Below are 17,154 nucleotides of genomic sequence, written 5' to 3'. Positions count from 1 at the left end.
GACGGAAGACCGACGATGTCCGAATTGCAAACCGCCGAGGATGCCCGCCTGCGTCACCTGCTCACCCTCGACGGCCTCGGCCGCGCGCGGATCGAGGCGCTGCTCGACCATGCCGCACAACTGCGCTCGCTCTGGCGCGCGGGCGCGCCGCTGCCCGCACTGCTCGATCGGCGCACGGTGGTGAACCTGTTCTTCGAAGCGTCCACGCGCACGCGCACGAGCTTCGAGCTCGCCGCGCGCCGGCTCGGGGCCGACGTCGTCAATTTCGACATCTCCGGTTCCTCGACCAGCAAGGGCGAAACGCTCGAGGACACGCTCGCCACGCTCGAGGCGATGGACGCCGATGCATTCGTCGTGCGGCACAAGGAAAACGGCACCCCGGCGCGCCTCGCCGCACATGCACGACGCGCGGTGGTTCTCAACGCCGGCGACGGCAACCAGGCGCATCCGACCCAGGGCCTGCTCGACCTGCTCACGCTGCGCGACCACAAGGGCCGCATCGACGGCCTGCGCGTCGCGATCTGCGGCGACATCCGCCACTCGCGCGTGGCGCGCTCCGACGTGCACGGCCTGCGCGCGCTCGGCGCTGCGGAAATCCGCCTGTGCGGACCGGCGGCGCTGCTGCCGGACGCGGCGGAGTTTGCCGATTGCACCTTGTCGCACGATCTCGACGCGACACTCGAAGGCGTCGACGCGATCATCATGCTGCGCATCCAGAAGGAGCGCATCGAGCACCTGCCCGGTTTCGACGAAACGGAATACTTCGCGCGCTTCGGCCTCGACCGCCGACGCCTGGCGCGAGCGCGATCGGATGCGATCGTGATGCATCCCGGGCCGATGAATCGCGGCATCGAGATCGCGGCGGATGTCGCGGACGGCGCGCAATCGGTGATCCTCGAGCAGGTCGCGAACGGCATCTTTGCACGCATGGCCGCACTGGCGACGCTGCTGGGACGAGAGCGGAACGGCTGAAACACGAAGCGAATGCGGCGCAGCAAACGGGATTCATGACCGGGTTCCATAACCATCCCGACTGCTCCCCTTCGGGTGCGCAGCGTGCTTCGTGTTTCAGGCTTTCCTGCGCTTGCTTCCCTCCCTCGTGCGCTAGACTGCGCGTCTCGCCCCAGGGGAATTCACCATGCGTACACCGTATCTGCGCGGCGCCGCGCTCGTCATCATGCTCGCCCTCGCCGCCGGTTGCGGCCGCAAGGTCGACGAGAGTGCTCCGCTTGCGTTCGTGCCGGCCGACACACCCTATGTGTTCGCGAACATCGAACCGGTGCCGGAGGCCGCGCTCGCCAACTGGCGCGCGCAGATGCAGGGCGCGTGGCCGCTGCTGGTCGAGACGATGGATCATGCGCTGGCCGAACTCTCCACAAAGCCGGAGAGCGCCGCTGCGGCGAAGGTGATGGCGGCCATCCTCGACGAAGTCCGCAATCGCAACACGCCCGAGTCGTGGCAACAGGCCGGCTTCGATCCGAAGGCGCACGCGGCGATCTACGGCGTCGACCTGATGCCGGTGATGCGTCTGGAACTGTCCGACCCCGAGGCGTTCCGCGCGACGCTGGCGCGTATCGAGCAGAAGGCTGGCCAGGCGCTCGCGATCAGTCGCATCGGCGAGCAGGAGGTGCGCAGCTTCGGCGACGACAAGATGTCGGGCATGCTTGCAATCGAGGGGCGTCACCTCGTCATCGCGTTCGCGCCGGGCGGTGCCGACGAGGCGTCGAAGCGCCGCCTGCTCGGGCTCGATCTTCCGGCGCAGCGTTTCGATGCGCGCGCGCTGGCAGACTTCAACAAGCAGCTCGGGTACCTGCCGTATGGCAGCGGCTGGATCGACACGCGCCGCATCGTGGCGCTCGCCGCCAGCATGAAGCCGGATCAGGCAGGCGAACCGCTCGATGCGACCTGCCGGCAGGAATTCGACGCACTCGCCGCGAAAGCGCCGCGCTTCGGCTTCGGCTATCGCAAGCTCGATGGCGACGGCATGACCATGCACGCGCGCCTCGACCTCGATCCCGCCACTGCGAAGTCGTTGCTGGCGCTTGCGCCATCCCTGCCCGGCAGCGCATCGCCGGATGCGCTGCTCGATTTCGCGATCGCGCTGCCGGTGCTGCGTGCGCGCGACCTGATCGTCGCGCAATACGACGCCCTCGCCAAGGAACCATTCCGCTGCGCGCTGCTCGCTTCGGCGAACACGGGTGTCGCCGAGACGAAGGCGAAGCTCAGCCAGACGATCCCGCCGCCGTTCAGCGATTTCAGCGGCGTGCGCATGACGCTCAGCCATCTCGCTTGGCCTTCCGGCGACGCGACGGCACGGCCGGACGTGGCGGGCACGCTGCTGATCGGCAGCAACAACCCCTCGTTCATGACCAGTCTCGCGCAACTGTCGGTGCCGGCGTTGCAGGACCTCAAGCTCGCCGCGGACGGCAAGCCGGTGGCGATTCCGCCGAACGCCTTGCCGGGCATGCCGGCCAACCTCGACCTCAACGTCGCGCTCGGCACCAAAGTGCTCGGCATCGCACTCGGCAAGGACCAACTGGCGGCCCTGTCCACGGCCGTCACCGCCGCACCGGTCGCGTCGACGACGCTGCTGGAAATGAACATGCGCGGCGAAATCTACGCGACCTTCGCCGACGCGATCGATCATTTCGGGGCGGCACTGCCGGAGGAAACGCGCAAGCAACTGGAGACGCAGCGCAAGTTGTATGCGATGTACGCGCAGTGGTTCCAGCACATCGATGCACGCGTCTCGCTCGCGCCGGAAGGCATCGAGCTCAGTGAAGGCGTGGTATTCAGGCATCCGTGAGGCTGCGCTCAAGCGGCGCTCCCGGAGCTCCGGAGCAAGTCGTCATGCCTTGAGCCGGGCTGGAGTCGTTGCTCGAATGCGTTGAAGTCGTCCCGGCATTCGCCGGGACGGCGGGTCGGAGACCACCTACCGCCCGAGCAGGTTCGCCGCTTCGTCATACAGCGCGCGGTCGGCGCGGTTGAGCGCCTCGATCCGCGCGCGCAGCACGGGTGACAACTCGCGCGCGAGGGCATCGGACGGGTCCGCGTTCTCCGCCGGCAGGCCTTGCGCGCCGATGCCGGTCAGGCGATGGAACCGTGCGATGGATGACTCGGCCTCCTCGGCCAGACCGATGAAGAAAAAATCGCGCGGACGTTTGCCGGCAAAGAAGCGCGTGGCAACATTGCGCATGCGCGGCAGCGCGGCGAACTCTTCAAGGCTGAGGTTCCGCTCGACCAGTCGGCGGCAATCCGCATTGCGCAGGTCGGGGACGCGACGCCAAAGGTGATAGTGGCTCGCAACGCGCTGCGCGGGATCGCGCAGCCATGCGACATGGCGGGTCGCGGAACCGAGGAAATCGTATTTGTCGGCCAGGAAGTGGCCGTGGATGCAATCGTACGCACTCGCATCGAACGCGGTGACGCGCTGCACGCGCGCCGACCAGCGGCGCCATGCGGAATACTCGGCCAGCGGGCGATCGGCGTAGTCGAGCAGCAGGCGTTCGCCGAAATGCTGCTGCAGCAAGCCGCTGAAGGCCGTTCCCGTTTTCGGGACATCCACCGAAATCAGCATGGCGCGCCCTGCGCGCGGCCTGCGTCCGGCGCATCGTTGACGACGCACCAGCGGCGTCCGTGCCAGCCCGGTCCCGCCGCGCCGTCGTCACCGGCCGTCAAAAGGCGCAGCTGCGGGAATCGCTGCAATGACCAGGCGAGCTCGGCTTCGCGCACGCCATGCATCTCGAACACGGTGCTGCGCCGCCACGCCACGCGCCGGAGGAAGTTGAGCCAGCGATTGGACACGCGGTCGAACAAGTGCCCGCGCAGGCTGCGGTCGGGCCCGGTGGTGAACTGGAATACCGCCGCTCCACCCGGCGCGAGCACGCGGAAGAATTCGCCGACATAACCCGCGGCGAGACTCGCCGGGATGTGCTGCAGGGTGATGTGCGAGAACACGAAATCGACGCTCGCGTCCGCCACCGCTTCGAGTCGCGGCGAGGCGTTGACGCGGAACTCGGCGTTGGCGACATCGGCGTTCAGGCGCGTCGCCGCGGCGACCATGCTGGCCGACACGTCGATCCCGATCACGCGCTCGAAATGCGCGGCGAGCGCGCGCGTCAGGCGCCCCGCACCACACCCGAAATCAAGCGCGAGTCCGCGCCTGCGCGGATATCCACTCGGCGCCAGCGCCGCCATCTGCGAGTCGATTTCGACACGCCCGGTCGCGAGGAATTCCTGCGGATTCCAGCGCCCGCCGCGCTTGTCCGCCTGCGACAGCACCGCCCACAGCGGGTCGTCGCGCCCAAGCGTCTCCCAGACGCTTCGAAGGCGGTCCAACTGCGGGGATCGGGGATTGGGGATCGGAGATGGGGAGACAGCAGGCCGCGCAACGCCCGGCGCATGCCCGCTTCTATCGCTTTTCACGAAACTCCAATCCCGGATCCCGAATCACGGCTTGCTCAGGTTTCAACCAGCTCGACCCCATCGAGTCCCTGGCTCAGCGTGTGCGCGTCGCCGCCTTGCGCGAGCTTGATCTTGAGGCGCACCTCGTTGGCCGAGTCGGCGTGGCGCAACGCGTCCTCGTAGCTGATCTCGCCGGCCTGGTACAGCGTGAACAGGCTCTGGTCGAAGGTCTGCATGCCGAGGTTGGTCGATTCCTTCATCACGTCCTTGAGCTTGTGGATCTCGCCTTGGCGGATGTAGTCCTGCACCAGCGGCGTGCCGAGCATGACTTCCATCGCAACGCGGCGCGCCTTGCCGTCCGGGGTCGGGATCAGCTGCTGCGCAACCACGCCCTTGAGGTTCAGCGACAGGTCCATGAACAGCTGCTCGCGCCGATCCGACGCGAAGAAGTGGATGATGCGGTCCATCGCCTGGTTCGCGTTGTTCGCATGCAGCGTGCACAGGCAAAGGTGGCCGGTTTCCGAGAAGTTGATCGCGTGTTCCATCGTCTCGCGCGTGCGCACCTCGCCGATCATGATCACGTCGGGCGCCTGGCGCAGGGTGTTCTTCAGCGCGTTCTCCCAGCTGTCGGTATCGATGCCGAGTTCGCGCTGGGTGACGATGCAGCCTTCGTGCTTGTGCACGTATTCGATCGGGTCCTCGATCGTGATGATGTGGCCGGTCGAATTCTGGTTGCGGTAGCCGATCATCGCCGCGAGCGATGTGGATTTGCCGGTACCGGTCGCGCCGACGAAGATGATGATGCCGCGCTTGGTCATCGCCAGCGACTTGATCACCGGCGGCAGGCTGAGTTCCTCGATCGTCGGGATCTTCGTCTCGATCCGGCGCAGCACCATGCCGACGCAGTTGCGCTGGTAGAAGCAGGACACGCGGAAACGGCCGACGCCGGTCACCGAGATCGCGAACTGGCACTCGTGGGTCTTCTCGAACTCCTCGCGCTGCGAGGGCGTCATCACGTTCAGCACCATGTCGCGCGACTGCTGTGGCGTCAGCGCGTTCTGGGTGATCGGCGTGATGCGGCCGTTGACCTTCATCGACGGCGCGACGCCGGCCGTGATGAACAAGTCGGACGCCTTCTTGTGCGTCATCAACTTCAGGTACGAGGTGAAATCGACGCTGCTGCTCATGGCCTTTCCCCGTGCCGGGACTCCTACCGGCTCGCGGCCATCTTACACCGCGCGGAGCCGGGCGCCGCGGCGATCCGGGCACATTTTGGGTGCGTCACCCGGCGCGCTCAGGCGGCCTGCACGCCGCTGTCGACCGCGTCCCGGTGGTAACGCCCGCGCAGGCGCAGGAACGGCCGCTCGACGAAGGCGTAGGTCAGGCCGGCGATGGCAAGCGTCACCGGCAACGCGACCAGCCCCGTTTCGAGCAGGGCATCCACGGCGAAACGACCGGTGAATGCGAGCGGCAGGTCGTAGCGGACCAGCATCCAAATCACGATGAAGTGGACGAGATAGATCGAGTAGGAGATCTCGCCGATGCGCGCGACCGCGCGCGACCACAGACCGTCCGCGCTGTTCGCGGCGGCGACGTAACCGATCACGAACGCGGCCCACAGCAGCGCCTCCAGCGTCGGCCAGGCGATCTTCCAGGCCGGTGTCGCCGGCCAGCCGCCGGCGGCATTGAACATCGCCAGCGCGCCGATCACGACCGCCAGCGCCGCGCCCGCGAGCAGCGCGCCGGCGCGCCGCGACAACGGCCAGCTGCGGAACGCCCACGCCGCCCACATGCCGATCAGGAACTGGTCGAGCCGGCCGACGATGGTGAGGTAACCGATGTCGCGCGCGTTGCCCCCCGCGAGCACCGCGACACCGCGGAACAGCAGCAGCACCGCAACGAGGCCGAGCACCTGGCGCGTCCAGCCGCTGCGCAGCACCGGCACCAGCAGCGGGAACAGCAGGTAGAACTGCCACTCGATCGCAATCGTCCACAGCATGCTCGAGAACGGCGGCGTGACCAGAGCGCCCGGCAGGTTGCCGAGTCCACCGATGGTCTGCAGGAATCCGGCCCAGGTGAAGCGATCCGGAAACGCGGCGATGCCGGCGAACACCAGCAGCAGGAACAGCGGATAGGTGCGCAGAAGCCGGTTGCGGATGAAGCCCCAGGCCGAAACACCGCCATCGAGCGCGCCGAGCGTGAGGATGAACCCCGACAGCACCATGAACAGCGCGACCGCGGTGTGACCTTCGGCAAGCGCGGCGAGCAACGGATTGGCGGGCTGCAACCAATGGTCGATGCCGAAGTCCTGCTGGAAGCGCGCGTGGTACGAGAACAGGTGCAGGCCGTGATAGAACACGATCAGCAACGCGGCATACGCACGCAGGTGGTCGACGGCGGGAAGGTAGCGGATGTTCGGGCTGCGCATCGCATCTCGCGTCGTGCGTTCTGGGCGGGCGGACTATAGCCGAGAGCTGCGGACTCCGGGCGCGGCGGCACGCGCTGTGCGCGTACCGCCCTACGGGCTGAAGAGCATCGCGGCTGAAGCCGCTCCTGCGGCGGCAAGATGTCCGGCGTACGCTTCTGCGCGCAGGAGCGCGCTGCTTTCACCGGGGTCCCCTTCGGCAACGGTGAACGGCGGACGAAATAGCCCGCAGGGGCGCGCGCACGACGCGCGCGCGTTCGCCGTCAGCGCACGGATGCGCTGTCGGCGAACCTCGGCCGACGTTCACGCACCCGCTGGGCAGGATGCCCGGCGGACGTTACCGCGGGGGTGTCCTTCTCTTGGGTTACCTTCTCTTGGACAAGCACTGCGCCGCAGGAGCGGCGCGAACAGCGCAGCTGGCCCGAAGGGAGGAGGGCAGGATGCCCGGAGTCACAGAAGGTAACCCGCTCGCATGGATGCGAGCGGAAAACGCAAGGATGCGGGCAGGTTTCCGCGAAAGAAGCACGGCGTCCAGCCGCAATGCGTTCGACTCAGGCGTGACGGCGGAAATAGCCGGTCGCGAGCACGACGAGGAGCAGCGGCGGGATCAGGTTCGCGAACGCCGGATGCAGGCCGTACACGGCACCGATGCTCACGATCGCGCGCTGCGCAAGGTAAAACCCGATGGTCAGCACGATGCCGATGAACAGGCGCTTGGACAGCCCGCCGCTGCGCAGGGTGCCGAACGCGAATGGCATCGCGCAGAACACCAGCACGAGCAGGTCGAGCGGATAGAACACGCGCGCCCACCATGCGTCACGGAAGGTCGATGCATCCTGCTGGCTTCGATCGAGCGCGGCGATGTTCTGGCCCAGATCGCGCAAGGTCATGTATTGCGGCTTGATGATGCTGGTCGCGAGCACGCCGGGATCGAGCGTCGATTGCCATTGCTTCGATGCCTCCTTGCGGCTGGTCGCACTGCCTTCGCCGAATTCGGTCCGGCGCAGGTCGTGCAGGGTCCACTCGCCGCCCACGTGCACGGCCTTGTCGGCAAGCGTCAGCGCGACGAGACGGCCATCCGCATCGAACTCGAACACGCGCACGCCATCGAGGTCGACTTCGCCCTTTCCGCCATGCGTGCGGCCGTGGCGCGCGCCGATCACGCTGCCGCCGTCGCGCGCCCACAGCACGCCGCCGCGCGCGAGCGCGATGTCCTTGGATTTCGCCGCGAGCTGCAACGCCTGCGCCTTGCGCTCGCCGTACGGTCCGAGCGTCTCGCCGAGCAGCACCACGCCAAGCGTGAGCACGCCAAGGCCAAGCACGACCGAGGCGCAGATGCGCAGCTTGGACAGACCCGCCGCGCGCAGCGCGGTCAGCTCGCCGGTACCGGCGAGGCCACCAAGGCCGAGCAACCCGCCGATCAGTGCGGCGTAGCCGAACATCTCGTAGCCGCGCCGTGGCACGGTCAGCAACACGTAGGTGACGGCGCGCGCGAACGTGTACTGCCCCTGGCCGATGTCGTCGAGTTCGAAGATGAAGGTGCGGAATGCGTCGAGGCCGACGATCGTCGCCCAGGCGACCGCGACCGCGCCGAGCACGGCCATCGCGACAAGTCGGTCGACGCGCTTCATGCCGCCCTCGCCTTGCGCGGCGCCTTCAGGCGCTGGCTGCTCCAGATCATCCACGCGGCTATCGCCAGCGCCGGCAGGTACACCCACCACAGGCCGAAGGCGGGCGCGAGCTTGCCCTGGCTGATCCATGCGCGACCGAGCAGCAGGCCGTTGTAATAGACCAGCCACCCCAGCAGCGCGAGCAGCATGCGCGCAAAGCGCGGTTCGCGCGGACTCGATTTCGACAACGGCAGCGCGAGCAGGCCGAGCACCAGCACCGACAGCGGCGCCGCGAGTCTCCAGTGCAGTTCGGAACGCATCAGCAGGTCATCACCGGCGGCGAGCAGGGTCGATGTCGGCGCGCTGCGCTTCTGCGCCGCCTCGCTGTCGTCGCCAACGCTGTCGGGAAGCTTGATGTCGTTGCGTGCGAAGCGCATCAGGCGGTAGTCGTCTTCGCCGAGCTTGCCTTCGACCCGGAATCCGTCCTGCAGGGCGATGTAACGACCGTTGTCGGCGTCGTGGTAGAGGAAACCGTGGGTCGCGGTGATCACGTCGATGCGCGTCTTGCCGGCCTTCGCGTCGGGCCGCTCGCTCTCGATGAACATGCGCTTGAACTGGCTGCCATCGGCGGACATTTCGCCGACGTAGATGACGCCGTCGCGCCCGGGCAATTCGACGAAGCGACCGGGCTCCAGACCGGCGACGATCAGCGAGCGGTTCGCCTCGGTCAACAGTCGCGAGGAGAGGCGGTCCGCGGCGGGGCCGAGCCAGAACGAGATCGCGCCAAGCAGCAGCATCGTCGGCAGCACGAACAACGCGAGCGGACGCAGCAGGCCGACGAGGTCGAGGCCGGAAGACTGCAACACCGCCATCTCGCTCTCGCGCCACAAGCGTCCGTACGCCTGCAGCACGCCGAGCAGCACCGCCAGCGGCATCAGGATCGCCAGCGTACCGACCGTGCGCAGGGCGATCAGCGTGAACAGCAGGTCGGCCGGGATGCGCCCCTTGGCGATCTTCGCCAGCAGGTCCGCGACCGCGCCGCCGACCATCACCAGCAGCAGGATCGCGGTCGCGGCGAAGAACCCGGCGGCCAGCTCGCGCAGCAGGTAGCGATCGACGATGCGCAGGGCAAGCGGATTGTTTTGCCTTAGAATAGTGGGCTTCATGCGCGCTGCGGGTGATCGTGCGGAACGGCTCCATCGACGGCGTCGACCGCATCGTCACCGTACCTCCGACAGTGTAACCGCGCGCGCCCCAGGAACATCGAAACCTGCCGGAAACCGCAATGACCGTCCTGAAGTTCAGCTCCCGTTCCGATGCGCCCGAAAGCGCGACCACTCCCTGCCTCGTCGTCGGCATCTATGAGGAACGCGTGCTCGGCGCCGCCGCGCAGCGGGTGGATGCCGCCGCTGGCGGCGCGATCCGTCGCCTGCTCGAAAACGGCGACGCGACCGGCAAGCCGGGCACCTCGACCCTGCTGTTCGGCCTGCCTGGCGTCGCGGCGGAACGCGTGCTGGTGGTCGGGCTCGGCGAGCAGAAGAAGTTCGACGCAGGCGTCTACCACCGCGTCGCCAACGATGCCGCGCGCGCGCTGAAGGGGCTGCCGATCGCGTCGGCGTACTCGACCCTGACCGAGCTCGACGTTCCCGGCCGCGATGTCGCATGGAAGTCGCGTACTGCGGCGCTCGCCGCCGACGCGCAGGCCTACCGCTACACCGCGACGTTCAAGCCCAAGGACGCGCCGAAGACGCCGCAATTGCAAACGATCGAGTTCAGCGCCAGCGAGGGTCGCGCGCTCGCGGAAGCGGCCGCGATCGCATCCGGCGTGCGTTTCGCCAAGGAACTCGGCAACCTGCCGCCGAACATCTGCAACCCGGCCTGGATCGCCGCGCAGGCGAAGCAGATCGCCGAGCGTCATTCCGGCGTCACCCTCGAAGTGCTCGAGCGCGACGACATGGCCAAGCTCGGCATGGGCTCGTTGCTTGGCGTCGCGCAGGGTTCGGCGAATCCACCCAAGCTCATCGTGCTGCAGTGGAAAGGCAAGGGCGAGGCAAAACCGTACGCGCTGGTCGGCAAGGGCATCACGTTCGACACCGGCGGCATCTCGCTCAAACCCGGCGCGGGCATGGAGGAGATGAAGTTCGACATGTGCGGCGCCGCCGGCGTGCTTGGCGCGTTTCTCGCAGCGGTCGAATTGCAGTTGCCGATCAACCTCGTCTGCATCGTGCCGGCGGTCGAGAACATGCCGGACGGCAACGCGTATCGCCCGAGCGACATCCTCACCAGCATGTCGGGGCTGACCATCGAAGTGCTGAACACGGATGCCGAGGGCCGCCTGATCCTGTGCGATGCGCTGACCTACGCGCAGACGTTCGATCCGCAAGTCATCATCGACGCGGCGACCCTGACCGGCGCCTGCGTGGTCGCGCTCGGCAAGCACGCATCGGGCCTGATGACGCGCGACGACGAACTCGCCGAGCAGCTGCTCGCCGCCGGCAACCAGACCCACGATCGCGCGTGGCGGCTGCCGCTATGGGACGACTACCAGGGCCAGCTCGAGTCGGGCTTCGCCGACATCGCGAACATCGGCGGCAAGTATGCGGGCGCGATCACTGCGGGCTGCTTCCTTTCGCGCTTCACCAATGGCCGCCGCTGGGCCCATCTCGACATCGCCGGCACTGCCTGGGATGAGGGCCGCAAGGGCCTCGCGACCGGTCGCCCGGTGCCGCTGCTGGTGCAGTACCTGATCGATCGCACGCGATGACCGGGGCGGATCCGGCCCAGACCCTGAAGACGCGCGTCATCGCCGCGGGGCTTGGCACGCACGTCGTGCTCGGCGGCATCATGATCGGCCTGTTTCCCGGGATGCTGACCCCGGAAACGTTCCAGGCCACGCTCGAAACCATCCAGGGAACCGGCATCAACCTGCTGTTCGAGGCGATCGCGCTCGGGTTCTGCTTCACCTGGCTGACGCTCGACTCGCGCCAGCTGCAGATCCGTCGTCCGTGGTGGCTCAATCTCGGCATCGTCCTGTTCAAGTCGATCTTCATTCCGTACTACCTGTACAAGACGCGACCACCGGGGCAACGCGGCGCGGCGATCCTCGCCTACTTCGGCGTCTATTTCGGCGCGATCCTCGCAATGAGCGCGGGCGCGATCATCGCGCTGCAACTCGGCGCCGCGCCGATGCCGGCCATCAAGGGACCGTGACCGATGCCACGCGCCGACTTCTACCTGATCGACAAACCGCGCTTCCGCGCCGATCCGCTGCTGCTGGTCTGCGAGCTGGCAAAGAAGGCGTTCGCCGGAGAGCAGCCGACCCTGATCCTCGTGCGCTCGCGTGACCAGGCCGAGGCGCTGGACGAGAAACTGTGGGAGTTCGACGAGAACGCATTCATTCCACACCAGATCGTCGGTGACGGCGAGGACGATGCGATCACCGCGGTGCTGATCGTGCCACCCGATGCGACGACACCCGACCGCGTCCTCGTGATCAACCTGCGCGACGAATGCGCGCCAGGGCTGTTCGAACGCGTATTGGAAGTCATCCCGGCCGACGAGGCGGAACGCGCCGGCTCGCGCGAACGCTGGAAAACCTACAAGGCCGCGGGCTTCGAAGTCGCCAAGCACGACATGTGAGCGCTGCACGTCACTCGAAGCCGTCCGCGAAGATCGAATCGCCGAGCAGGACATCGACCGGAGTCTCGGAGTAGTCCCCCTGCACGCCGTTGCCGAGCTGGCCCTCGCTGTTGCCGCCCTGGCATCGCACTCCCGTGTCGGCGCCGACCGCACAGACGTGCGACGTGAGTACGTAGCCGGCGCCGCCTGCGCTGATCGACGCGGCGCCGGCGAAGCCGCGGTCGAGCGGATTCGCCGATGCGATCGGGAAGATCCCTCCGATCGGGAAGTAATACTCGCCCCAGCAACGCACGCTGCCGCCAACCAGCAGCGCGCAGGAATGGTCGAAGTCCGCGCCGGCGCTGATCGCGGCGACGCCGCTGCCGAGTCCCGACACGGCTACCGGCAGCGGCGACGCGGTCGTCGTGCCGTTGCCGAGCTGGCCATTGCCGTTGTAGCCCCAGCAGACCATGCCGCCGTTCGCGAGCGCGCACGCATGGAAGTCGCCGGCCGCGATCGCCGTCGCGCCGGCGAGAGCCGAAACGTTCACGGGCGTGCGTCGCTCGATGTTGCTGCCATCGCCAAGCTCGCCGTCGTCGTTGTCGCCCCAGCATTTCGCGCCGCCGGTCATCATCAGTGCGCACGTGTGGTACTCGCCGAGCGCGATGGCGGCCACGCCACTCGCAAGCCCGGACACGTCGACGGGCGCGAGCCGCTTGGTCGCCGTACCGTCGCCGAGCTGGCCATGGTCGTTGAGGCCCCAGCACTTCGCGCCGCCTGCCGACGTGATCGCGCAGCTGTGCGACGCACCGGCCGCGATTGCCGCCACGCCCTGCGCCAGGCCGATGACCTGGACCGGTGTCCGGCGCACCACGCCGAATGCGCCGGTGCCATCGCCGAGCTGGCCGTCGTAGTCGATGCCCCAGCATTTCACGGCACCGCCCGTGGTCAACGCACAGGTGTGATCCCTGCCGGCACTGATCGCCCGGACGCCGGATGCGAGGCCGACCGTGCCGACCGGTGCAAGACGCGCCGTCTGCGTGCCGTCGCCGAGTTGCCCGGCGGAGTTGGCGCCCCAGCACAACACGCCACCCGCCGTCGTGAGCACGCAGGTGTGCGCGCCACCGGCGGACACGCGGCTCGTGCCACGCAGGGGCACAGCCGCTCGCGCGGCCGGAAAAGTGCTTGCTGCGGTGACGATGCCGGCGAGCAGGGACGCTGCGATTCGCACGGTGTCGCGAGGCATAGGCATGGTCGCTCCCAGGCGACATTCGATCCGGTCGGACACGACCACCGAATGGTGCGTCGCTTCACGCCGCGCTGCCAGTGCCCCGCGCGCAACCGGAATTACGTGCGGGCGCGAACCATGCCGATGCCATGGCCACGGCGGGCTACGCGTCGTCGCTGCGTGAGACGCCGGAATCGTTCGTCGTACGCGCGGACGGGACCTTACATCCGCGTGCCGAAATAACGGTCGCCGGCGTCGCCGAGGCCGGGGACGATGTAGCCGTGCTCGTTCAATCCCTGGTCGATCGCGGCGGTGAAGATCGGCACGTCGGGATGATGCGCGCGCAGGTTCGCGATGCCCTCCGGACAGCTGACCAGGCACACGAAACGCAGCGAGCGAGGCATGCCTGCCTTGATGCGGTCGAGCGCCGCGATCGCTGAATTGCCAGTCGCGAGCATCGGGTCGACCACGATGACGTCACGCTGTTCGAGATCGCGCGGCATGCGGAAGTAGTACTCGACCGGGTGCAGCGTCGCCTCGTCACGATACAGGCCGACATGGCCGACGCGCGCGCCGGGCACCACGCTCAGCATGCCGTCGAGGATGCCGATGCCGGCACGCAGGATCGCCACCAGCACAACCTTCTTGCCGTCGATGCAAACGCCCCGTGTAGCCGCGACCGGCGTCTCGATCGCGACCTCGCGCAGCGGCAGGTCGCGCGTGACCTCGTACGTCATCAACGCGGACAGCTCGCCGAGCAAGCGGCGGAACTCCAGCGTGCTGGTCGATTTCTTCCGCAGCAGGGTCAGCTTGTGCTGCACGAGAGGGTGGTCGATCACTTCCACGCCTGGCGCCATCGCATTCCCCCGTTCGTTTCCAGCACGATACCGCGTAGGGCGGCACGCGCGTAGCGTTCCGCCAATGGGCTCCACAATCCGCGGCGGCACGCGCGTTGCGCGTACCGCCCCTACGCAGGCGGTCGCGGTGACCCCTGCTAGAATGGCCGACCCCCTCCGGAGAAGGGCCGCGCGACGGCCCGCGGCACGCATGGAAAACAGTTTCGAACCCGGTCAGATCGAGCCGAAGTGGTACGCGCGATGGGAAGCGAACAACCTGTTCGCCCCCGCCGGCAGCGGCGAGCCGTACTGCATCCAGCTGCCGCCGCCGAACGTGACCGGCACTCTGCACATGGGCCACGCGTTCCAGCAGACGATCATGGACGCGCTGGTCCGTTACCACCGCATGCGCGGCTTCAGGACGCTGTGGCAGGGCGGTACCGACCATGCCGGCATCGCGACCCAGAAGATCGTCGAGAACCAGCTCGCCGCGCAGGGCAGGACGCGCCACGATCTTGGCCGCGCGAAATTCGTCGAGCGCGTATGGGAATGGAAGGAGGAGTCCGGATCCACGATCACCAACCAGATGCGTCGCCTCGGCGCCTCGGTCGACTGGTCGCGCGAACGCTTCACGATGGACGAGGGTCTGTCCACCGCGGTGCGGCGCGTGTTCGTGACCTGGTTCCGCGACGGACTCCTCTACCGCGGCCGGCGCCTCGTCAACTGGGACCCGGTGCTGATGACCGCGGTGTCCGACCTCGAGGTCAACAACGAGGAGAAGGACGGCTCGCTGTGGCTGATCCGCTATCCGGCATCCGATGGCGGTGAAGGCCTGGTCGTCGCGACGACGCGCCCCGAGACGATGCTCGGCGACGTCGCCGTTGCGGTGCATCCCGAGGACGAACGCTACCAGGCGCTGATCGGTAAATCCCTCAAGCTTCCGCTGACCGATCGCGAGATCCCGGTCATCGCCGACGACTACGTCGAGCGCGAATTCGGTACCGGCGCGGTGAAGATCACGCCCGCGCACGATTTCAACGACTGGCAGGTCGGCGCGCGCCACAAGCTCGTGCCGATCACGATCCTTGCGCTTGATGCGAAGGTCAACGACAACGCTCCGGAAAAATACCGCGGCATGGACCGCTTCGTCGCGCGCAAGGCCGTGCTCGCCGACCTCGAGGCGGCCGGCCTGCTGGTCGAGACGAAGAAGCACAAGCTGCAGGTGCCGATCAGCCAGCGCTCCGATGCGGTGATCGAACCGATGCTGACCGACCAGTGGTTCCTCGACCTCACGCGCGACACGCTCGCCGATGGTCGACCGGGCGGGCGCAAGGCGATCATCGAGCCCGCGCTCGCCGCGGTGCGCGACGGCGACATCAGGTTTGTTCCCGACAACTGGACCACGACCTACAACCAGTGGCTGGAAAACATCCAGGACTGGTGCGTCAGTCGCCAGCTCTGGTGGGGCCACCAGATCCCGGCGTGGTACGACGAGGCCGGCAACATCTTCGTCGGCGAGGACGAAGCCGACGCGCTCGCGCACGCGGCGAGCCCGCCGGTGGGCGCGTTGCGCCGCGACGAGGACGTGCTCGACACCTGGTTCTCGTCCGCGCTGTGGCCGTTCTCGACGCTCGGCTGGCCGGGCGAAACCCCCGAACGCGCGACCGAATGGGAGCAGTTCAAGGCGTTCGTGCCGAGCAACGTGCTGGTCACCGGCTTCGACATCATCTTCTTCTGGGTCGCGCGCATGGTCATGGCGACCCGGTACTTCACCGGCAAGGTGCCGTTCCGCGAGGTCTACATCAACGCGATCGTGCGTGATGCGGAAGGCCAGAAGATGTCGAAATCGAAGGGCAACACGATCGACCCGCTCGACCTCATCGACGGCATCGACCTCGAGTCGCTGGTGAAGAAGTCGACTGCCTCACTGCTGATCCCGCAGGTGCGCGAGAAGGTCGAGAAGCGCATCCGCAAGGAGTACCCGCAAGGCATCGCCGCGGTAGGCGCCGATGCGTTGCGCTTCACCTTCGCCGCGCTCGCGACCTATGGCCGCACGATCAACTTCGACCTCAAGCGCGCCGACGGCTATCGCAACTTCTGCAACAAGCTGTGGAACGCGGCGCGCTTCGTGCTCATGAACGTGGGAGCGTCAACGGCAGCGATCGTACCCGCGGGCACCACCGAGCCGGTGACCGAAGCGGAGCGCTGGATCCTCACGCGCCTGCACCAGACGCTCGCCGATGTCGAAGCGCATTTCACGACCTACCGCTTCGACCTGCTGGCACAGGCACTGTACGAGTTCGTCTGGAACGACTATTGCGACTGGTTTCTGGAACTGGCCAAACCTGCGCTCAATGGGGGCGACGTGGCAGCCGCGGCTTCGACTCGCCGTACGCTGCTGACCGTACTCGACGCCGTGCTGCGCGCATTGCATCCATTGATGCCGTTCATAACCGAAGAAGTCTGGAGCGAAGTCAAACCCCACCTCGGCATCGAGGCGATCAGCGTCTCCACCCTGGCGTATCCGCGCGCGAGCGACTTCATCGTGGACGAGGCGGCCAGTGCCGAGATCGAATGGCTGAAGGCGGTGCTGACCCAGGTGCGCCGCATCCGCAGCGAGATGAACATCGCGCCGCGCAAGGAGATTCCGTTGCTCTACGCGGGCGGCAACGCCGGCGACCGCGCACGCGCGGGCAAATTCGCGGCGCAGATCGGCTTCCTCGCCCGCGCCGAATCCCAACGCTGGCTCGCAGCCGGGGAACACGAACCCGCGTCTGCTGCCGCCGTCGTCGGCGAGTTGAAGGTGCTGATCCCGCTCGCCGGCCTGATCGACCTCGACGCCGAGAAGCAGCGCCTGGACAAGGAAATCTCCCGCATCGACGGCGAGCGCGCGAAGGCCGCGGCGAAGCTGGCGAATTTCGGTGAGAAGACGCCGGCGGCCGTGGTCGAACAGGAAAAGCAGCGCCTCGCCGATTTCACGGCAACCGAGGCGGCGCTGCGCGAGCAGCTCGATCGCCTGCGCCAGGCCTGATC

Annotated in this window: 14 protein-coding genes; 6 read left to right on the top strand and 8 right to left on the bottom strand. The window is 67.4% G+C overall.

The genetic code is table 11. From position 1 onward, the window contains the following. The first annotated feature begins 15 nt into the window (after positions 1-15). A complete protein-coding gene (locus ACILRJ_RS16050; RefSeq protein ID WP_395684219.1) occupies positions 16-972 on the top strand; it encodes an aspartate carbamoyltransferase catalytic subunit in 957 nt (318 codons plus the stop codon). Between the two features lie 166 nt (positions 973-1,138). Beyond that, a complete protein-coding gene (locus tag ACILRJ_RS16045) occupies positions 1,139-2,806 on the top strand; it encodes a hypothetical protein (protein ID WP_395684218.1) in 1,668 nt (555 codons plus the stop codon). Positions 2,807-2,932: 126 nt separating this feature from the next. Here ACILRJ_RS16045 and ACILRJ_RS16040 read toward each other — a convergent pair whose 3' ends face one another. The 6 genes from ACILRJ_RS16040 to lptF form a co-directional block, all read right to left on the bottom strand. Beyond that, positions 2,933-3,577 (bottom strand): hypothetical protein, encoded by a 645-nt coding sequence (locus ACILRJ_RS16040; RefSeq protein WP_395684217.1) that lies wholly within the window; start codon positions 3,575-3,577, stop codon positions 2,933-2,935. Further along, the gene (locus ACILRJ_RS16035) at positions 3,571-4,338 is read right to left on the bottom strand and encodes a class I SAM-dependent methyltransferase (RefSeq protein WP_395684216.1); all 768 of its coding nucleotides are present in this window, start codon (positions 4,336-4,338) and stop codon (positions 3,571-3,573) included. Before ACILRJ_RS16035 ends, ACILRJ_RS16040 begins: the two co-directional genes overlap by 7 nt. A gap of 122 nt (positions 4,339-4,460) precedes the next feature. Continuing rightward, positions 4,461-5,591: a PilT/PilU family type 4a pilus ATPase gene (locus tag ACILRJ_RS16030; RefSeq protein ID WP_395684215.1), complete on the bottom strand. Its 1,131-nt coding sequence runs from the start codon at positions 5,589-5,591 to the stop codon at positions 4,461-4,463. 107 nt (positions 5,592-5,698) lie between these two features. Further along, positions 5,699-6,832 carry an acyltransferase family protein gene (locus tag ACILRJ_RS16025; RefSeq protein ID WP_395684214.1) on the bottom strand — a complete coding sequence of 378 codons (1,134 nt, stop codon included), beginning with the start codon at positions 6,830-6,832 and terminating at the stop codon, positions 5,699-5,701. Between the two features lie 548 nt (positions 6,833-7,380). After that, the gene (gene lptG, locus ACILRJ_RS16020; protein ID WP_395684213.1) at positions 7,381-8,460 is read right to left on the bottom strand and encodes an LPS export ABC transporter permease LptG; all 1,080 of its coding nucleotides are present in this window, start codon (positions 8,458-8,460) and stop codon (positions 7,381-7,383) included. Further along, entirely contained in the window at positions 8,457-9,605 is a 1,149-nt protein-coding gene (gene lptF, locus ACILRJ_RS16015; RefSeq protein WP_395684212.1) for an LPS export ABC transporter permease LptF, read from the bottom strand. The genes lptG and lptF overlap by 4 nt, the downstream gene beginning before the upstream one ends. A 119-nt stretch (positions 9,606-9,724) precedes the next feature. On the opposite strand from lptF, the gene ACILRJ_RS16010 reads away from it, so the two are divergent. Genes ACILRJ_RS16010 through ACILRJ_RS16000 form a run of 3 tightly spaced genes read left to right on the top strand, consistent with a single transcriptional unit; the run spans position 9,725 to position 12,078 of the window. Further along, entirely contained in the window at positions 9,725-11,203 is a 1,479-nt protein-coding gene (locus ACILRJ_RS16010) for a leucyl aminopeptidase (protein WP_395684211.1), read from the top strand. Beyond that, a complete protein-coding gene (locus ACILRJ_RS16005) occupies positions 11,200-11,649 on the top strand; it encodes a hypothetical protein (RefSeq protein ID WP_395684210.1) in 450 nt (149 codons plus the stop codon). Before ACILRJ_RS16010 ends, ACILRJ_RS16005 begins: the two co-directional genes overlap by 4 nt. 3 nt (positions 11,650-11,652) lie before the next feature. After that, positions 11,653-12,078 carry a DNA polymerase III subunit chi gene (locus ACILRJ_RS16000; RefSeq protein ID WP_395684209.1) on the top strand — a complete coding sequence of 142 codons (426 nt, stop codon included), beginning with the start codon at positions 11,653-11,655 and terminating at the stop codon, positions 12,076-12,078. Positions 12,079-12,088: 10 nt separating this feature from the next. Here ACILRJ_RS16000 and ACILRJ_RS15995 read toward each other — a convergent pair whose 3' ends face one another. Further along, entirely contained in the window at positions 12,089-13,309 is a 1,221-nt protein-coding gene (locus ACILRJ_RS15995; protein ID WP_395684208.1) for an RCC1 domain-containing protein, read from the bottom strand. 197 nt (positions 13,310-13,506) lie between these two features. Further along, on the bottom strand, positions 13,507-14,142 hold the full coding sequence (gene upp / locus ACILRJ_RS15990) for a uracil phosphoribosyltransferase (protein WP_395684207.1): 636 nt from the start codon (positions 14,140-14,142) through the stop codon (positions 13,507-13,509). 190 nt (positions 14,143-14,332) lie between these two features. On the opposite strand from upp, the gene ACILRJ_RS15985 reads away from it, so the two are divergent. Then, on the top strand, positions 14,333-17,152 hold the full coding sequence (locus ACILRJ_RS15985) for a valine--tRNA ligase (protein WP_395684206.1): 2,820 nt from the start codon (positions 14,333-14,335) through the stop codon (positions 17,150-17,152). Positions 17,153-17,154: the final 2 nt, after the last annotated feature.

The sequence above is a fragment of the Dokdonella sp. genome, from assembly GCF_044227025.1.
Classification (GTDB): domain Bacteria; phylum Pseudomonadota; class Gammaproteobacteria; order Xanthomonadales; family Rhodanobacteraceae; genus Dokdonella_A.
Note: the sequence above shows the minus strand (reverse complement) of the source record. Positions and strands in the feature narration are given on the sequence as shown.